This is a genomic window from Streptomyces sp. STR69 (assembly GCF_024519455.1).
Lineage (GTDB): Bacteria > Actinomycetota > Actinomycetes > Streptomycetales > Streptomycetaceae > Streptomyces.
In genome coordinates, this window is record NZ_JALJRY010000051.1 from 1 (window position 1) to 19,701 (window position 19,701).

Here is a 19,701-nt window from a genome sequence, read left to right on the forward strand (position 1 = left end):
ACCAGGAACAGTGACCCGACTCGTCCGTACCCACCATCGGGTTGTCGTCGACGTATGCGAACGGGTTCGCCGCCACCGAGTCCGGGCTCGGGTCCAGGGACACACTGTCCTTGTTCAAGAACTCGCCCGTGTTCGGGTTGTACCAGCGGGAAGCCGTGCCGACGTCGCCTGTTCCTGGTTCCGTCCAGCCTGCTTGGAAGCCCAGGTGGCCTATCAGCGACAGCGTCGCCGTCACCTTGCCGAGGGGGTCGTAGGTCGCCGAGCCCGAAAGGCCCGTCGCGCCGGACGTGAACGTGCCCACCACGTCGTCGTGCAGGTCCGTCAGTGCCAGGGACCCGGTCGACGCGCCCGACTGTTTGATGCCTACCAGGCCGCCGGCCGGGTCGTACGTGTACGCGTCGTCCCCGTCCGTCGCGATCGTGTTGTCCGCGCCCGAGTAGGCGAACGTACGGGTCGACGACGCTGCCGTGTCGGTGTCCGTGATGTTCCGGCCCAGGGCGTCCAGCGTGTAGGACTGCGGGCCGGCGACGATCTGGCCGCCGAACGCGTCCGTCTTGAACGCGGCCGTGCCGTTCGCCGTCGACGACTCCTGGGTCATCGTGCCGCGGGCCGAGTAGGAGTAGGTGTTCGTGCCGTCCGAGGTCAGCTGGTCTCGGGCGTCGTACGTGTAGACGTCCGCGCCGACCCGAATCCGGTTGCCCGAGGCGTCGTACGAATACGCCGTCGTCGTCGTGCCGTTGTTCCACGACGTCAGGCGGTCCGACCAGTCGTACTGGTACGTGTTGGTCGACGCGCCCGTCACTCCCGCCGTCGTCTTCGACGTCAGGTTGCCGTTGTTGTCGTAGCCGTAGGTGAAGCTCGACAGGGTCGAGGCTCCCTGCACCAGGACGTCGTTCGACAGCTCGTGTGCGCTGTTGTACGTGAACGTTCGGGTCTGGCCCGTGCTGCCGTACTTGATCGTCTTCAGGTCGTTCAACTGGTCGTACGTGTACGAGAGATGGGTGCCGGTCGCCGCGTCGTCCAGGGTGGACAGGCGGCCCGCCGTGTCGTAGCCGTACGACTGGGTGCCCGCCGCGTCCGTTCTCGTCAGCGCCGAACCGTCGTCGTTGTACGTGAAGCTCGACGAGCCCGCCGAACCCGACGTCGACAGCAGATCGCCCCGGTCGTCGTACGTGAACGCGTCGTGCGTGGACGCCTGGTGGTCCGCGGCGCCGACCGTGCCGGCCTCGTCCGTGTCCGCCGAGGTGACGCGGCCGTCGGCGTCGTAGGAGAAGCTGTGCTTCGCGGAGGCCGCCTCCGCGCCCGTGCCCGTCATCGTCTTGAGCTGGTCGTTGGCGTCGTACGTCATCGACGTCGTGACGCCACCGGGAGCGACGGCCGAGGTGACGTTGCCGTCAGCGTCGTAGGCGAAGGTCGTCGTCGAGTCGGCGGCCGAGGTGTACTGGCTCGTCGTCGGCTCGGTCACCGTCGCCTGCTGGCCCCAGGGGGTGTAGCCGTAGCGCCAGGAGTTGCCGCGGCCGTCGGTGAAGCGGGTGCGGTTGCCGGCCGCGTCGTAGCCGAAGGACGTGGTGATCGACGTTGTCGCGTCCACCGGTTCGACCTGCTGGGTGATCGTGCCCGCCGCGTCGTACGTCCAGCGGGTGGTGTGCTGGTTGGCGTCGGTGGCCGCGGTCAGGTTGCCGTTGCCGTCGTACTGCTGCGAAGTGCCGTACAGGAGCGTGCCGTTGGTGTCGTAGCTGCGCGTGGCCGTCGGGTCGTCGTTGACGTTGTAGTCCGTGACCGTGTAACTGCCGTCTGCCAGCGTCGTCTTGGTGGGGTTGTCCTCGAAGTCGTAGGCGTACGACGTGGAGTTGCCCGCGCCGTCCGTCGTCTTCGTGACGTCGCCCGCACGGTTGTAGGCGTAGGTCGAGGTCACGCCGCCCGGGGTCGTCGTCGAGGAGACGTGGGCGCCGTAGGGGTTGCCGGTGGTGACGGCGTAGGAGTTCGTCGTCGTCAGCGTGCGGGTGGAGGGGTAGCGCTCCAGGGTGGTGGAGGTGACCTGGCGGCCGAGGTAGTCGAAGGTCGCCTGCGCCTGGGCGCCCGTGCCGTCCGTCGCCGTGCGCTGTTCGCCGTTGGTGTCGTAGGTGGCGTGGGTCTTGGTGCCGTCGGGCTCGGTTATCTGGGCCAGGTCGCCGAGTTGGTCGTAGAGGTACGACGTCGTCCTGCCGCCCGGTGTGGTCTCGCCGGTCTGGTTGCCCTCGCTGTCGTAGGTCCAGACTGTCGTGCCCGCGTTGGGAGTTGAGGCTCCGGCGGGGGTGTACGACGGGAGGGTCTCGCTGACCTTGTTGCCCACGGCGTCGTAGGCCGTGGTGGTGACCAGGCCGGTCGGGTCCTTCTCGGCGACGGCCTCGCCGAAGGTGTTGAAGCCGCTGGAGGTGACCGGGTTGACGGGGGCGGCGTTCGCGGCGATGCCGTCCGGCTCCGACTGGACCGTGGGTGCCGTGGTGAGCGCGAGGTTGCCGGCCTGGTCGTACTCGTAGGAGGTGGTGTGCTGCTCGGGGTCCGTCATGGACGTGGGCAGACCGCGCTTGTCGTACGTGTACTTGGTGGTTTGCTGGTCGGAGGAACCGACCGTGCCGCCCGAACGGCCCTTGCCGTAAAGGGAGTTGATCTCGCTCGTCGACAGCGCCCGCTGGTAGGTCTGGACGTTGCTGACCGCGCCGTTCACGGCGTTGCTGACCGCGCCCGAGGCGGTCTTCGCGCCGCCGATGGACAGCGGGCCCGCGCCGGTCCAGGGGGCGGGGTTGTTGGCGGTGCCCGCGAGGGTGCCGTTGACGTACAGGTTCATGGTGCCGGTCGACGCGTCGAAGGAGCCGACCAGTTGGGTCCACGTGTTGAGCGCGGGGGTGCTGGAGGCGTAGGCGTTGTAGTACGCCGACGGGGTGCCGGAGGAGTCCGTGCTCGGGGAGATCAGGCGGAAGACGCCCTGGCTGGAGGCGTACTGGAGGTAGAAGGAGGAGCGGTTGGTGCCGCCCTGTGCGACGAAGGTGCGGAACGTCGAGGTGTCCGACAGCTTCACCCACGCCGAGACGGTGTAGGAGGAACTGGTGTCCAGGACCGGTCCGTTGGTGGCGGCGATGTCGCCGTTGCCGGAGGTGTCGCCGCTGAACTGGGCCGCGTCGTCCGACCAGGTCACGCCCGATCCTGCGGTGACGGTGTTGCCGGTACCGGAGGCGTCGGTGACGGACCTGCCGGTGGTCTGGTTCAGCTTCCACCAGCCCGACGGGTGCCCGGAGGCGTCGCCGTACAGGGTCTCGCTGAGCAGGTTGCCCATGTCGTCGTACGAGTCGGTGGTGGTGCGGTCGTAACCGGTCGCGTCGTGGTCGTTCTCCGACGCGACCTGGTCGTCCGGGGTGTACGACACGGACGTGACCCGGTCGACACCGGTCGGGTCGACGGTCGTCGACGTGGTGCGGCTGGAGGCGTCGACCGTGAACTGGGTGACGTTCTCGCCGTTGTCGGTCGTCTGGGTCAGCAGGTTGCCGGCCGCGTCGTAGGCGTCCGACTCCAGGACATAGCTGCTGGTGCCGTCGGAGCTGGTCTTCTTCACCGTCGCGGTGAGGCCGTCGTCGGTGTAGGTGTACGACGTCTTGTTGCCCATCGCGTCCGTGACCGAGGCCAGCCGTCCGGCCGGGTCGTAGGCCCGCGAGGACTCGACGAGCGGGGCCGCGGTCTGCGGGGAGACCGGGTCACCGGTGTACATCAGGCTCTGCGTGAGCAGGTTGCCGTTGTCGTCGTAGGTGTAGTCGGTCTCGTTGCCGGCGCTCGTCACCTCCTTGGTCTTGTTGCCTGAGGTGTCGTACGTGTACGTCGTCGTGTTGCCGTACGACGTACCGGCCGAGACGTTGGCGTCGGACTCGGTCAGCAGCCGGTCGTAGGCGTCGTAGGTCTGGGTCTCGGTGCGCGGGGCGTCGCCGCCCTGCGCGTCGGAGACGGTCTGCGAGAGGACGTCGCCGTCGTCGTCGTAGACCGTGCTGGAGACGGCCGTGTGGTCGGCGCCCTGCACCCGGTCGGTGATCTTCGGGTCGTGCTCGGCGGTCACCTGGCCGTTCTTGTCGTACTCGTAGCTGGTGGTCAGACCGGACGGGTAGGTGTCGGAGACGACGTTCTGGCTGAGGACCTGGCCGACGTTGTCGTAGGTGTACGACGTGACCAGGCCGATGGCGTCGGTGGTGGAGGCGACGTCGCCGTTGCTGAAGTACGACACGGAGTTGACCGCGCCACCGGGGCTGACCGTCTTCACCGGCAGGCCCTTGGGCACGACCCCGCCGCCGGTGGCCGGGTAGGTGCTGGTGCCGTCGCTGTAGACGGTGGTCGTGGTGCGGCCGGCCGGGAAGCCGGGGACGGCGGGGCCGGTGACGGCGGTCTGGTTGCCCGCCGAGTCGTAGGCGTACGACGTCAGATACGTGTTGTCCGTCGCGGACGCCGAACGGCCGTCGCGCTCCGTCAGCAGCTGGTCGTTGCGCGGGTCGGCGGTGGTCAGCTGGGCGGTCGTGTCGTCCGGGTAGTACGTGTAGTACTCGGTGTTGCACTTGTTGGCGATCTGGTCCTGGCAGGACGTGGACGAGACGATGTTGCCGCGGACGTCGTGACCGGTGGTGGCGACCGCGCCGTTGGGATCGGTGACCGTGTGCTCGAAGCCGGCCGTGTCGTAGCCGAAGCTGGTCTTGTTGCCGAGGCCGTCGGTCTCGGTCAGCGCCCGGTTGCCGTTGTCGACGTCGTAGGTGTACGTCAGCGTGGACGTGGTCGGCGAGGTCACCTTGACCGTCTCGACCGGGAGCAGACCGCTGGAGCTCTTGGCCGCCTCGACATGCGCCGCCACGTCCGCCGCGGTGAGCGCCGTGTGGTAGAAGGCCGCGTCGGCGATCGAACCGGTGAAGTGGCTGACGTCGCCCGGGGAGTCGAGCCAGCTCTTGGCGAAACCGGCGCCCAGGTAGAGGTGGTTGTAGGTCTGGTCGGCCGGGGTTCCGGAGTAGCTGGACTGCTGGACGCCGTCCAGGTACAGGGTCTGGGTGGCGCCGGAGGCCGTGAGGGCCACATGGTGCCAGGTGTTGTCGGTGACCGTGCCGGTCGAGCCGAACGCCGTCGAGCCGGAGCCGCTGCCCGAGTAGTAGTGGCCGTGCAGTTTGTTGTCGCTGCCGACGTACAGCAGGGGCGCCCAGGTGCCGGACGCGGCGGTCGCGCCGGAGATCACCGCCGACTGGGAGCCGACGATGACGCCCTGCGAGGCGGTCTTGAACCAGAGTTCCAGGGTGCGGTCGCTGGTGCCGAACTGCACGGAGGTCGGCAGCTCGACATAGGAGGAACTGCCGTCGTACGTCGTGGCCTTGGCGTCGCTGAACGGTCCTGTCGCGCCGAGCGTCACCCCGCTGTACGTGCCGTTGCCGCCGTGCACCTCGTTCAGGGCCGTGGTCGCGCCGGCCGCCTCGCCGAGCCGGTAGTAGCCGGCCGGTCCGCCGCCGAGGACCGCGCCCCGGTAGGTCTGGCTGGAGCCGGTGACGGTGGGCGCGGCGAGCTTCCAGACGCCGCCGTTCTCGTCGGTGAGCTGGGTGAGGGCCGTCGTCGCCGGGTCGTACGTCATCGTCGCGAAGGACTTGCCCGAAGGGCGCTTGACGGAGGTGAGCAGAGACGCCGAGTGAGTGCCGTACTGGTAGAGGGCGTTGACGTCGGCGGCCACCAACGGCCGTCCGTACCAGGCCGCGTCGGCGATCGAGCCGTTGAAGTAGGTCGCGTAGCCGGTGGCGTCGCTGGCGTTGCTGTGGTCCTCGTCGGGCCAACTGCCGCCCAGGAAGCCGGTGCCGAGGTAGTTGAAGACCTGGTTCTTGCCGAAGGCCACCGCGCTCTTGATGGAGACGGTGCCGGTGCGCGAGCCGACCTTGGTGTTGTCCAGGAACAGCGTCTGCGAGTTGCCCGCGGCGCTCAGCACCACGTGGTGCCACTTGCCGTCGGCCACGGACGCCGAGGACACGATCGGGTTGATGCCGCCGCTGTACCAGAACTCGGCGTTCAGCTTGCCGTCGGTGCCGACGTAGACCGACGGCGTGTAGAAGCCGGCGGCCTTCGCCGAGCCGATCGGCTGGGAGGCGTACGAGTAGAGCACGCCCGGTCCGGCCGAGGTCTTGAACCACAGGGACAGCGCGCCCGAGTCGGTGTCGTTGCCGGTGTTCTTCGGCAGGGCGACGTCGGAGGTGGTGCCGTTGAAGGAGGCCGCGGTGGAGGAGGAACCGGTGAGCGGTCCGGCCGCGCCCAGCGTCACGTTCTCGTAGGTGGCGTTCTTGGTGCCCTCGTTGGCGAGGACCGCGTCCTTGGCGGTGGTGCCGGAGCTCTCCGTGAGCGGCCAGGCCGCGCTCGGGTCGAGGTCGAGGGAGGCGTTCTGGTACTGCGAGCCGCTCGTGTAGCCGTACGTCGTGCACTTCGTCGTCGACAGGGGCGCGCACACGGTCGTCAACTGGTCGCCCGTGTAACCGTAGTTCCAGGTCAGTACGGTCGAGGAAACGCCGGCGGTGACCGGGTCGGTGGTGACGGTCGCGACGTGCGCGGCGAGGGCGCCGGTCGGGGTGGACCAGGTGAGGTTCAGGGTGCGGCCGGACACGTTGGACTTCATCTGCGTGACGTGGGTGCCGGTCCAAGTGAGCGTGATGGAGCGGCCGTTGGCGTCCGTGACGGAGGTGAGTCCGTAGTTGCCCGTGGTCAGCGGGGTGGTGAAGGCGTAGACCGTGTCGTCCTTGTCGGTCAGGCTGTAGCCGCCTGCGCTGACCGTGGTGAACGTGGCCCAGCGGCCGGTGCCGGGTGCGAAGGTGCCGTCGCTGTTCTTGCCGTAGCCGACCTGTGAGCCGTCCGGATAGGTGACGTTGACGCTGGTGACCGCCCCGGCCGCGCTGTACTGCTCGGTGGCGCGCGCGTCGAAGATCGACGACCAGCCGGAACCGAAGGCTCCGGTCCAGCGCGGGTCACGGGAGTTGTAGTCGCGCTCGACGTCGAGGGACGGGCCGACCGTGGAGATCGAGGCGTCCGTGTCGGAGGTGGTGTAGTTGCCGATGGACGCGTCGAAGCCGTGGTCGCTGCTGTTCTGCGAGAGCCCCGAGGTGATCACGGGCTGGGGCACCTGGACGGACAACTCGTAGGGGTCGGCGGGCGAGTAGAGCCCGGTCGTCGCGTCGTACGCCTGCACTTCCCAGTTGTAGTTCTTGCCCCAGGCCAGCTTCCCGGCCGGCACGGTCCAGTCGCCGGTGGCGACCAGGCCCGAGTCGGCGACCAGGGCGTTGTTGGCGTCGTAGACCTTGAACTGGTACTTGTTCGCGCTGCCGCTGGTGGAGTTGGCGCCGCCCGCCCAGGCGGTGAGCTCCGGGGTGGTGGTGCCGACGACCGCGTTGTCGGCGGGGAACTGCTCGTAGAGCTGCGGGGCGGTGTTCCCGGTGTAGGTGACCGAGATGTACGGGCCCTTCCCGGCGTCGTTGAAGGAGCCGAACTGCTTCCAGTGCACGGCGTCGCTCGTCGACGCGTAGACCGCGAGGCCGTAGTCGGCGGTCGTTCCGCTCAACCAGCCCTGGATCGCCGACGTCGTCAGCGGCACGCTCAGCCAGTCGCCGACGGTCCGGTCGGCGCCGGTGTTGGCGCAGGCGGTCGGGACGGTCGGGGTCAGGTTGCCGATGGAGGAGCCGTAGGTCGGCCCGGGGTAGGCGGTGACGCCCTCGGGTGTCCACGCCTGGGTGACAAGGGCGACGTCGAATTTCTCGGCGGTGCAGGTCGCGGCCCAGGTGTCGAACAGGTGCAGCGTCGCCGAGGTCACGGTCGTACCGCTCGCGTCCCAGGCGGTGTCCCAGTGGTTGATGTAGCTCGCCGCGGAGTGCGTACCCGAGTCGTACGAACCGACCTTGATCGTCTGCTCGTAGGAGTGGTCACCCGTCGCGTCCGAACCCGACTCGGCATAGGTGGTGGTCCAGCCGTCCTCGACGGTCGGGTCGACGGTGACGGGGAACACGCGGTGCGTGTCCTTCAGCCAGGCATCGTCGAGCGTGATCTTCAGCGCGTAGCCACTGCCGTCCCGCACGAGGGTCGTGGTGACATCGTGGGTGGTGGTCGGGTCACCGGAGCGCGGGTCGACCTTCGAGTCGTAGGCGTACGACGAAGGGACGCGCTCCACGGTCTTCCCGGCGGCGTCGCGCAGGACGATCGAACCGTCCTTGTTCTGGACGGGGGTGAGCCCCTTGAGGCGGAGCGGGAAGGTCCAGGAGTTGCCGGCGTCCGCGGAGTGCAGGACGACCGCTTCCTTGACGCCGGTGGCGGTGGGGGCGACCTGGAGGTCGGTGTCGGTGAGGACGTCCGGGTAGGTGACGCGCGAGCCGCCGTCGACCGTGCCCTCGACGGCCTGGGCGTCCTTCAACCCGTAGGCGACGGTGTGCTGTTGGTCGGGGGCGAGGGAGACGAGCGCGGAGTCGTCGGCCTTGGGCGCGAAGTCGACGTCGACGGAGTTGGCCTTCTCGTGCCACCGCCCGTCGGGTCCGGCCCGCACGTCCACGTCGATGGGCGCCCATTTGCCCTTGCCCACCTGGTAGTTGACGGGTGTCGGGGACAGCTGTCTGGTGATCGACCCGTCGGCGTTGTCGAAGACGGTGTCGGTCCGCGAGGACTTGGCCGCGTCCCGCTTGCTCGTCCTGGCGTTGAAACCGGCCTTGCCCGCGGCGCTCTTCCCCCGCTTCACCGACGCCGAGTGGGCGTGGTACGCGGCGAGTTCGCCCTTGCCCTTCCCGGGCTTACGGCCCGCGCCCTGGTGCGCCTCGGTGGCCGCGGCGGAGACCCGGTGCGACTTGCCGGCCGCCGTGCCCGACTTCTCCGACGGCAGCCGGCCCCAGTGCGGGTCCTTCAGCCAGGCCGTGAGCGAGGACAGACTGGGCAACGAGACGTCCACGGCGTGCAGTTCGACCCCGTCGGCCATCGCCTGCTGCGTCGTCCACATGAGGGCGAGCGCGGTCAGCAGGAGCAGGGCGACACCACGGCGGGCGCGCCGCGTGCGGCGGGATGGGCGAACACGGCGAGCGAGCCGGATACGCACGACGAGGACTCCAACGGTCGACGGGCATGAAGCAGCCGCCGCCGGCCATCACTTGACCGGGTCCTGACAGGCAGCCACGGAAACGCACAGATCTTGCCCATCACCAACAAAGACCGAACAGACCCTAGAAGGGATCATCGCCCGATCTTGACCATTACCCGGTGAACGCACCCCGAGTGACCCCTGATGCCCCTTTGTTCCTTGTGAACTCCTTTACCAGTACAACGACTTGAGCTGAACAGATCGTCATCTCCCGTATATGCAGTTCACGGGAAAGGGCTTGCTCCGAGGGGCGGTCGGCTCACTTCGCGTGGAACCGCGACGGCGCGCTCGTCGGGTTGCCGCCGGACGGGAGCTTCTGGCCCGGGCAGGTGGAGAGGACCTTCTTCATCGCGGCCTTCTCGGCGGCGGTGACCCACAGGTCGTACTTCTTCTTCACGGCGACCTGTGCGGCGACATACGTGCAGCGGTACGCCTTGTAGGGCGGCACCCAGGTCGCCGTGTCGCCGTCGCCCTTGCTGCGGTTGGCGCTCGCGCCGACGGTCAGGAGATTGAGGGGGTCGTTGGCGAGGGCTATGCGCTTACTGGCGTCCCAGTACTTGGCACCCTTCTGCCAGGCGTCGGAGAGGGCGACGAGGTGGTCTATGTCGACGAGGCTGGCCCCGCGACGGTAGGTCACCTCCTTGCCGGAGTACGGGTCGGATTCGAGGACGCCGTAGGACACCTTGCAGGTGCCGCCGGTGAACTTGACCTGCTTCAGGTCCCGTTTGAGGATGTCGTCCCTGGTGTCACAGCTGTTGGAGTCCGTGTCGGCCCAGGCGGTGCCGAACCGCTCGCGGGAGTAACCGGTCTTCGGCGCCCGCCCCTTCACGGTCAGGGACTCGGCGGCGGTGAGAGCCGCGCCCCCGCCGGAGCCTCCACCGGAGTTTCCGCCCGAGTTCCCTCCGGAGTCCCCACCGGTCGTCGCTTCGGGCCCGGAGGCCCCTGTGGTGTCCTTGCATCCGGCGACGGACAACATGATCAGGACGGCGACGGCCGCCCCACCCCTCAGACGCATCACAGTGCGCCCCTCCCCTTGTTCACCCGGCCCCCGCCCCTGCGGGGGCGGATATTGACCTGGTGCCCACGTTAGCGGCGGAGATGTCGCGAACATATGGGGCCCGGGGGCGCATGACGTGCAACTCGGGTGTATCGGCACGACCTGGCCGACGCGGGCGCCCCCACCTCGCACTCCCTCCCCACACTCTCTCCCCACACCCCTCTCAGACCTTGCCGATACCCAATGTCGACTCCGAAGGCAGCAGCCCGGAACCGAGCACCGCGACCCAGAACTCCCCCAGCAGATCGGCGAGTCGGCCGGTGTCCGCCTTGCCGAGGAACTGCCAGGGCTCGGCGGCCAGTCGGTCGGTGTGGCGCTCGACCTCCCGGCGCAGCTCGCGGCCCGCCCTCGTCGCCGTACCGAGATCGTCCAACAGGCCCCGGGCGACGAGGCGTTCGCGGGCTGCCGTCCATTCCTGCGGGCTCCAGCCCCGGCTTGCGAAGCGCTCTACGGAGGCGGCTCCTATCGCGGCGAAGGAGACCAGGGACTCGACCGGGTCCAGGCCGGCGACGAGGAGGGCGGCGAGGTGGCCGTCGCCGCGGTGTTCGCGCAGGATGGTCGCCGCCTGCCACAGCTGGAGGTGGGGCTCTTCGGGCCAGGCCAACTCGGCGTTGGCCGCGGCGAGGGGGCGGCCGGCCGTGGTGACCGCCTCGGCGGCGCGGCGGGCCAGGGCGGCGGCCTCCGCGAGCTCGGGACTGTCCGCGCGGTCGCCGAATATCGCGCGGTAGGCCCGGTCCATTCCGCGCAGCCTCGCCTTCAGCACCGCGTCCGGGGTCGCGATGCGCCACGCGGGGGCGATGTGCTCGGCGACCATGCGGGGGCTGAAGCTGTAGAAGGCGGAGGTCACGCGCTCGGCGCCGGCCGGGCCCAAGGGGGCGGCGCGCAGCGGGAAGTAGCTCGGCCAGCGCTCCTCGGTGTCGTATCCGAGCGCGGCGGCCTCCTCGAAGACCTCCGGCGCGTAGTACAGCACCGCGTGCAGGGGTTCGAGCAGGTGCCAGAGCTGGCGCACCCGGCCCGGCTCCACGGTGGCGGGGTAGTTCGCGGTCTCCACTCCACGCACGTCTTCCGACATGGCGTAACTCCTCGTCGCGTCCCGGTCGTTCCACAACTTGACACTGACAAGATTGCCTCAACCGTCCGAACTTGTCAATGCCTAGATTCGGCGTACGCTGCTGAGCATGAGTACGACCAGATCCACCAAGAGCCCGTACCACCACGGCGATCTGCGCCGCGCCGTTCTCACCGCCGCGCTCGACGTCATCGCGGCCGACGGCCCGTCCGGGCTGAGCCTGCGGGATCTCGCCCGGCGTGCCGGTGTCTCGCACGCGGCGCCGGCGCATCACTTCAAGGACCGCACGGGGCTGTTGACGGCCATCGCGGCGGAGGGGTTCGGGCTGCTGGCCGCCGCGATCGGGGAGGCGGCGGACCTGAAGGACGCGGGTGTGCGGTACGTGCGCTTCGCGCGCGAGCATCCGGCGCACTTCCAGGTGATGTTCGCGCCCGAGCTGCTGCGCGACGGCGATCTCGAACTCGCCACGGCCCGCGCGCTCGCGGCCGACGCGCTGAGCGGCGCCGTCTCCGCCGTACCTCCTGAGGGCCGGGGTCCCGACGCCCGCCTCGCCGGAGTCGCCGCGTGGTCCTTGGCGCACGGCTTCGCGACGCTGCTGCTCGGCCACAATCTGGACGGGGCGGTGGGTGAGCGGGAGCCGGAGGAGGTGTTTCGGGTGCTGGCGGGGATGCTGTTCCGCGGCACGGCCGACTGACGGGTTCGCGGCACGGCCGACTGACGGGTTCGCGGCACGGCCGACTGACGGGTTCGCGGCACGGCCGACTGACGGGTTCGCGGCACGGCCGACTGACGGGTTCGCGGCACGGCCGACTGACGGGTTCGCGGCACGGCCGACTGACGGGTTCGCGGCACGGCCGACTGACGGGTTCGCGGCGCAGCCTGATTGACGGGTTCGCGGCGCAGCCGACTGGCGGCGTGCACGACGCAGCCGACTGACTGCGTGCGCGGTTGCCCCGCGCGACGGCCGGTCCGACCGCGCGGGGGGCGCTCCGGGCGGAGGGGGGGGCGACCCGGGCGGAGGGGGGCGACCCGGGCGAGCTCGCTGTCGCCGCTCGACTCGCCGTACGCGAAAGGCCGTTGGGCGCTCGCGGGCAGGCAGGACGGGGCGGCCCGCTGGCGCCCGATCCCGTCAGCGGGACCGGGCGGCTGTATGCAGCTGAAAAAGTGTGACGCTTTCCCGAAGAAGTGTCACAGCCCTTCCCAAGGGCGCCCCCGCCGCGCCGGAGGCGCCAAGCACACCGCCCCGCCCCTCGCTGCTACGACCCCAGGATCGTCGCCAGGAACTCCCCCACCCAGCCCAGCAACTCCCGCCCCACCAACGGCTTTCCGCCCACCCTGGCCGTCTTCGGGCGCGGTACCAGTACCTGGTGGGCGGCCGGCTTGATGACGGTGCCGGGGTAGAGGCGCTTGAGGCGCAGTTCCTGGGACTCGCGCAACTCCACCGGCGCGAAACGGATGTTGGTGCCCTGGAGGACGATGTCGCCGACGCCGCACGCGCGCGCGAGCATGCGCAGGCCGGCCACCAGCAGCAGGTTCTCCACCGGCTCGGGCAACTTGCCGTAGCGGTCGACGAGTTCCTCGCGTACGGCCTTGATGTCCTCCTCCGTGTTGGCGGAGGCGATGGAACGGTAGGCCTGGAGGCGCAGGCGCTCGCCGGGGGCGTAGTCGTGCGGGACGTGTGCGTCGACCGGGAGCTCGATCTTGACCTCCAGGGGCGGCTCCTCCTCGACCCCGCCCTCCAGGGAGGCGCGGTAGTCGGCGACCGCCTCGCCGACCATGCGGACGTACAGGTCGAAGCCGACGCCCGCGATGTGGCCGGACTGCTCGCCGCCCAGCAGGTTGCCCGCGCCCCGGATTTCGAGGTCCTTCATGGCGACGTACATGCCCGCGCCCATCTCCGTGTGCTGGGCGATGGTGGCGAGGCGTTCGTGGGCCGTCTCCGTGAGCGGCTTCTCCGGGGGGTACAGGAAGTAGGCGTAACCGCGTTCACGGCCACGCCCGACTCGGCCGCGCAGCTGGTGGAGCTGTGACAGGCCGAAGTTGTCGCCTCGTTCAACGATCAGCGTGTTCGCGTTGGAGATGTCGATGCCGGACTCCACGATCGTGGTCGACACCAGGACGTCGAACTTCTTCTCCCAGAAGTCGACGACCACCTGTTCCAGGGCCTGTTCCGTCATCTGGCCGTGGGCGATGGCGATCCGCGCCTCCGGGACGATCTCGCGCAGCCTCGACGCCGCGCGGTCGATCGACTCGACCCGGTTGTGGATGTAGAAGACCTGGCCCTCGCGCAGGAGTTCGCGGCGGATCGCGGCGCCGATCTGCTTCTCCTCGTAGGGGCCGACGAACGTCAACACCGGGTGACGCTCCTCTGGGGGCGTCGTGATCGTCGACATCTCGCGGATGCCGGTGACCGCCATCTCCAGGGTTCTGGGGATCGGGGTGGCGGACATCGTCAGCACGTCGACGTTGGCGCGCAGCTTCTTCAGCTGCTCCTTGTGCTCGACGCCGAAGCGCTGCTCCTCGTCGACGATGACCAGGCCGAGGTCCTTGAACTTGGTCTCGGAGGAGAACAGGCGGTGGGTGCCGATGACGAGGTCCACGGAGCCCTCGCGCAGGCCCTCCAGGGTCGCCTTCGCCTCCGTGTCGGTCTGGAAGCGGCTCAATGCCCGCACGTTGACCGGGAATTGCGAGTACCGCTCGGTGAACGTCCCGAAGTGCTGCTGCACCAGGAGGGTCGTCGGGACGAGGACGGCGACCTGCTTGCCGTCCTGGACGGCCTTGAAGGCGGCCCGGACCGCGATCTCCGTCTTGCCGTAGCCGACGTCGCCGCAGACCAGCCGGTCCATCGGGACCGACTTCTCCATGTCGTCCTTGACCTCGGCGATCGTGGTCAGCTGATCGGGGGTCTCCGCGTACGGGAAGGCGTCCTCCAGCTCGCGCTGCCAGGGCGTGTCCGCGCCGAACGCGTACCCCGGGGCCGCCATCCGGGCCGAGTACAGCTTGATGAGGTCGGCCGCGATCTCCTTGACGGCCTTCTTGGCGCGCGCCTTGGTCTTCGTCCAGTCGGCGCCGCCCAGCCTGTGCATGGTCGGGGCCTCGCCACCGACGTACTTGGTGATCTGCTCCAGCTGGTCGGTGGGGATGTACAGCCGGTCGCCGGGCTGCCCGCGCTTGGCGGGGGCGTACTCGACGACCAGGTACTCGCGCGTGGCGGTCTGCACCGTGCGCTGCACCATCTCGATGTAGCGGCCCACACCGTGCTGCTCGTGCACGATGTAGTCGCCCGCCTCCAGGGTGAGCGGGTCGATGGTCTTGCGGCGGCGGGCCGGCATCCGGACGCCGTCCTTGCCGGCGGCCTTCTGCCCGGAGATGTCGGTCTCGGTGAGGACGGCGAGCCTGAGCGCCGTGTCGACGAAGCCGTAGTCGATCGAGCCGGTCGCCACGTGCACCACGGAGGGGGCGATCTCGCCGAGTTCCGTCTCCAGGCGGGCCGCCACGCCCTCGCTGCCGAGGACCTCGACGGTGCGGGCGGCGGGGCCGTGGGCCTCGGTGACGAAGACCGTGCGCCAGCCGTCGGCGAGCCAGCCCTTGGTGTCGGCGAGGGCCTTCGCGGTGTCGCCGCGGTAGGTCTCCGGGGCGTGCATCCCGAGCTTCAGGGTGTCCGCGTCGAGCTCCTCGTCGGCGGCGAAGGGCGAGACGGACCACCACATCATGTCCAGCTCGCGCGCCCGGTCCCGTACGTCCGCGATGGACCACAAGGAGGCCGCGTCGACGTCGATGGGCGCCTCGCCGCCACCCGCGGTGGCCGCCCAGGAGGCCTGGAGGAACTCCTGCGAGGTGGCTACAAGATCGGACGCACGCGTGCGTACCCGCTCCGGATCGCATACGACGGCCATCGCGCCCTTGGGCAGCACGTCGAGCAGCAGCTCCATGTCGTCGACGAGCACCGGGGCCAGCGACTCCATGCCCTCCACGGCGATGCCCTCGGCGATCTTGCCGAGCAGCTCGCCCAGTTCGGGGTGGGCCTCGGCGAGGGCACGCGCGCGCGTGCGGACGTCTTCCGTCAACAGAAGTTCACGGCAGGGGGGTGCCCACAGGCCGTGGTCGGCGACCTCCAGGGAGCGCTGGTCGGCCACCTTGAAGTAGCGGATCTCCTCGACGTCGTCGCCCCAGAACTCGAGGCGCAGGGGGTGTTCCTCGGTGGGCGGGAACACGTCCAGGATGCCGCCACGCACGGCGAACTCACCGCGCCGCTCGACGAGCTCCACGCGCGCGTAGGCGGCGGCTCCGAGCGCGTCCACGACCGCGTTCAGGTCGGCGGACTGGCCGGACCTCAGGGCGACCGGCTCCAGGTCTCCGAGCCCCTTGACCTGTGGCTGCAGCACGGACCGCACCGGCGCTACGACGACGGAGACCGGGCCCGTCTCCGGGTCGTCGTCCCTCGGGTGGGCCAGGCGGCGCAGCACGGCCAGGCGGCGGCCCACGGTGTCGCTGCGCGGGCTCAGCCGCTCGTGCGGGAGGGTCTCCCAGGAGGGGTACTCCACGACGCCGTCCGGCGGGAGCAGCGAGCGCAGGGCGGCGGCCAGGTCCTCCGCCTCCCGACCGGTCGCCGTCACGGCGAGGACGGTGCGGCCGGCCTCACGCGCGAGCGCGGCGACGGCGAAGGGGCGGGTCGCCGGGGGGCCGACCAGGTCGACGTGCATGCGGTTGCCGTCGGCCGCCGCCCTGGTCGCTTCCGCGAGGGCGGGGTCCTTGACTACGGCGTCGAGCAGACCGTGCAGACTCATGGAGGGGCGCTTCCGTCCGGGGGGTGGGCAACACGAAGGGCCCGACGCGCGGTGTGGGGCCGGGGGCTTCCAGCGTACGACGACGGTGCCGCGCCCGGGGTTGATGCCCGCGTACCAGGGGGCTCCGCCCCCTGAACCCCCGAACCTGTGCCCACCCACCGCCCGACTCGGTCCGCCGCAAAGGCACCCTTCAAAGACAACAAACAAACCCGGCGCCGAGAAGTCCCCCGTGACTTCTCGGCGCCGGGTTCCCCCGTGGGCGGTGGCTAATCGGTGGCGATCGCGTTCAGGACGTTCATCCGCCCCGCCCGGAACGCCGGGATCAGCGCGGCGAACAGGCCCACGAACGCCGACCCCACGAAGACCGCGGTGATCGTGCCCCAGGGAATCTCCAGGACCTTCAGCCCCTCCAGCGCGAGGAGCTGCTGAGCCGTGGCCCCCCAGCCCATCCCCAGGCCGAGGCCGAGCAGCGCTCCGAAGAGGGCGATCACGACCGACTCCATGCGGATCATCCGACGGAGCTGCCGGCGGGACATGCCGATCGCTCGCATGAGGCCGATCTCGCGGGTCCGCTCGACGACCGACAGGGCCAGCGTGTTCACCACACCCAGGACCGCCACGATGATCGCGAGGGCGAGCAGGCCGTAGACCATGTTCAGGAGCTGGCCGATCTGGTCCTTCAGTTCCTGCTTGTAGTCGGTCTGGTCGCGCACCTGGTACTGCGGGTACGGTTCCATGGCCTTCTTCAGGGCCGCGTACGCCTGCTTCTCCTGGCCGTCCTTGGCCTTGGCGAACATGATCTCGTTCGGCGGGACCTTGTTCGCGGGGAGGTACTTCTGCATCGTGGCGATGCTGGTGTACCGCGCCCCCTGGTCGATGGCCACGTCGTCGTCCGTGATGGCCGCGACCTTGAGCTTCGCCGTCGAGCCGCCCTTGAAGGCGACGCCGATCGTGTCGCCGACGTGGACGCCGTGCTTCTTGGCGTACTTGGAGCCCACCGACATCGCGTTGGTGCCGTAGGCGGCGGACAGTTCACCGGCCGTGGTGGCGCGGCGCAGGTCCTGGGCGTAGGACGGGTCGGCGGCGGTGATGCCGTCGGTGTCCTTCTGGCCGTCGGGCGAGGTGAGGGTCGCCTCGATGTCCTTGTAGCGGGTGACGTGGACGAGGTCGGGTGCCTGTTCCATCGCCTTCTCCGCCTGCGGCACGATCCGCTGGTTGCCCTGGACGATGAAGTCGGCGCCGACGGACTTGTCCAGCTCACTCGTCGCGGAGGCCACCATCGAGGAGCCGACCACCGACAGACAGGCGACCAGTGCGAGGCCGATCATCAGGGCCGCACCCGTAGCACCCGTACGCCTGGGGTTGCGGAGCGCGTTGCGCTCGGCCAGGCGCCCCACCGGCCCGAAGGCCCGCAGCAGGACCGCGCTGATCACCCGGACGACCCCGTTGGCCAGCAGCGGACCGATGATCACGAAGCCGATCAACGACAACACGACACCCGCGCCGAGGACCAGTGAACCGTCCGTCGCCTTCTTCGCGGTGGCCGCCGCGAACAGGGCGGCACCGCCCGCTCCCGTCAGCACCAGGCCGATCAGTGCCCGTACCCAACCGGCCTTGCCGTCGGCCGGCGTACCGGCGTCGCGCAGCGCGGCCATCGGGGAGACCTTGCCGGCGCGGCGGGCCGGGAGGTAGGCGGCGAGGATGGTGACGATCACGCCGAGGAGCACACCGAGCACCGGAGTGGTCCACTTCACCGTCAGGTCCCGCGTCGACAGGTCCATGCCTGCCGCGCTCATCAGCTTCATCAGGCCCACGGCGATCCCGACACCGGCGCCGACACCGAGGATGGAGCCGACGATGCCGAGCAGGGTCGCTTCGACCAGCACCGAGCGGTTGACCTGCTTGCGGGAGGAGCCGATCGCCCTCATCAGGCCGATCTCGCGGGTCCGTTGGGCGACCAGCATCGAGAAGGTGTTGATGATCAGGAAGATGCCCACCAGGAACGCGATCCCGGCGAAGCCGAGCATGGCGTACTTGATGACGTTCATGAACTGGCCGACGCCCTGGCGGTTCTCGTCGGCGTTCTCCTTGGCGGTCTGGATCTTGTACGTCCCCGTCGACGCGAGGGTCTGCGCCACGTTCTGCTTGAGCTGCGCGTCCGTCACACCGCTCGCGGCGGTGACGCCGATCTGGGTGAACCGGCCGGTGGCGCCGAGGAGTTCGCGCTGTGCGGTGGCGGTGTCGAAGTAGACGACGGCCGCACCGGGGTTGGTCACCTTGAAGGTCGCGATGCCGACGATCCTCGCGGTGAAGTCACCGGTCTGCGAGATCGTGCGCAGCGAGTCGCCCAGCTTCAGGTGGTGCTTGTCGGCGGTGTCGGCGTCGACCATGGTCTCGGTCGGGCCGCGCGGGGCGTGCCCGGAGGTGATCTCCATCGAACGCAGGTCGTTCTTCGTCCAGTTGCCCGCGATGGTGGGCGCGCCGGTCGAGGACCCCATGTTCTTGTTGGCGCTGTTGACGACGGTCACGTTCATCGAACTGACGCCGCCCTCGACGGACTTGACGCCGGAGGCCTTCGCCGTCCGCGCAAGCACGGAGGCCGGCAGCGACTCGGGCAGACCGTTCTGCGGGGTGCTGCCGTCCGCCTTGGCGGTCTTCGGCAGGACCGTCACGTCGGAGGCGGTGGCCGCGAAGAGCTTGTCGAAGGTCGTGTTCATCGTGTCGGTGAACACCAGCGTGCCGCACACGAACGCCACCGAGAGCAGCACGGCTATCGCCGAGAGCGCCATCCGCCCTTTGTGGGCGAAGAAGTTGCGCATCGAGGTCTTGAGGACGGTCATGACGTACGCCCCCGCGCGTCGAAGTCCTTCATGCGGTCGAGGACGGTGTCGGCGGTCGGCTTGAACATCTCGTCGACGATCCGGCCGTCCGCGAGATACAGCACGCGGTCCGCGTACGAGGCCGCCACCGGGTCGTGCGTCACCATCACGATGGTCTGGCCGAGGTCGTCCACGGAGCGGCGCAGGAAGCCCAACACCTCTGCTCCCGCACGGGAGTCGAGGTTTCCGGTCGGCTCGTCACCGAAGATGATCTCGGGCCGGGCCGCCAACGCCCGTGCCACGGCGACGCGTTGCTGCTGGCCGCCGGAGAGCTGGTTGGGCCGGTGCTTGAGCCGGCTCGAAAGACCGACCGTCTCCACGACCTGCGCCAGCCACCCCTTGTCGGGCTTGCGGCCGGCTATGTCCATGGGGAGGGTGATGTTCTCCAGCGCGTTCAGCGTCGGCAGCAGGTTGTACGCCTGGAAGATGAACCCGATCCGGTCCCGGCGCAGCTGCGTCAGCTTCTTGTCCTTGAGGCCGGTGATCTCGGTCTCGTCGAGGTAGATCTGCCCGGAGGTCACGGTGTCGAGCCCGGCGAGGCAGTGCATGAGCGTGGACTTGCCGGACCCCGAGGGGCCCATGATCGCGGTGAACTGGCCGCGGGCGATGTCCACGTCGACATGGTCGAGGGCGACGACGCGGGTCTCCCCGGCTCCGTACGCCTTGACGACCTGCCGCGCTCGCGCGGCAACGGCCGTACGCCCTCCAGTGCCCCCGTGCCTGGGAATGGTCACAGCCGATGTCACGGTATGTCTCCTAAGTCGGTCGGCAGACGA

7 protein-coding genes are annotated in these 19,701 nt (G+C 69.5%); 1 reads left to right on the top strand and 6 read right to left on the bottom strand.

Translation table 11 applies throughout. The annotated features are described in order from the left end of the window. From OC490_RS47480 to OC490_RS47490, 3 genes are all read right to left on the bottom strand, one after another. Positions 1-9,091: LamG-like jellyroll fold domain-containing protein (locus OC490_RS47480; protein WP_262064283.1), on the bottom strand; the 9,091-nt coding region annotated here is incomplete at its 3' end. 301 nt (positions 9,092-9,392) lie between these two features. Continuing rightward, positions 9,393-10,148, bottom strand: a complete 756-nt coding sequence (locus OC490_RS47485) for an HNH endonuclease family protein (RefSeq protein WP_262064284.1) — start codon at positions 10,146-10,148, stop codon at positions 9,393-9,395. 205 nt (positions 10,149-10,353) lie between these two features. Further along, positions 10,354-11,262 (bottom strand): SCO6745 family protein, encoded by a 909-nt coding sequence (locus tag OC490_RS47490; RefSeq protein ID WP_262064285.1) that lies wholly within the window; start codon positions 11,260-11,262, stop codon positions 10,354-10,356. Positions 11,263-11,368: 106 nt separating this feature from the next. Between OC490_RS47490 and OC490_RS47495 the strand changes: the two genes are divergently transcribed. Beyond that, entirely contained in the window at positions 11,369-11,953 is a 585-nt protein-coding gene (locus OC490_RS47495) for a TetR/AcrR family transcriptional regulator (RefSeq protein WP_262064286.1), read from the top strand. A gap of 562 nt (positions 11,954-12,515) precedes the next feature. Here OC490_RS47495 and mfd read toward each other — a convergent pair. The 3 genes from mfd to OC490_RS47510 all read right to left on the bottom strand — a co-directional run bounded on the left by mfd (position 12,516) and on the right by OC490_RS47510 (position 19,671). After that, positions 12,516-16,046: a transcription-repair coupling factor gene (gene mfd, locus OC490_RS47500; protein WP_262064287.1), complete on the bottom strand. Its 3,531-nt coding sequence runs from the start codon at positions 16,044-16,046 to the stop codon at positions 12,516-12,518. Between the two features lie 266 nt (positions 16,047-16,312). Further along, on the bottom strand, positions 16,313-18,886 hold the full coding sequence (locus tag OC490_RS47505) for an ABC transporter permease (protein WP_262064288.1): 2,574 nt from the start codon (positions 18,884-18,886) through the stop codon (positions 16,313-16,315). Then, positions 18,883-19,671, bottom strand: a complete 789-nt coding sequence (locus OC490_RS47510) for an ABC transporter ATP-binding protein (protein ID WP_033284318.1) — start codon at positions 19,669-19,671, stop codon at positions 18,883-18,885. The genes OC490_RS47505 and OC490_RS47510 overlap by 4 nt, the downstream gene beginning before the upstream one ends. Positions 19,672-19,701: the final 30 nt, after the last annotated feature.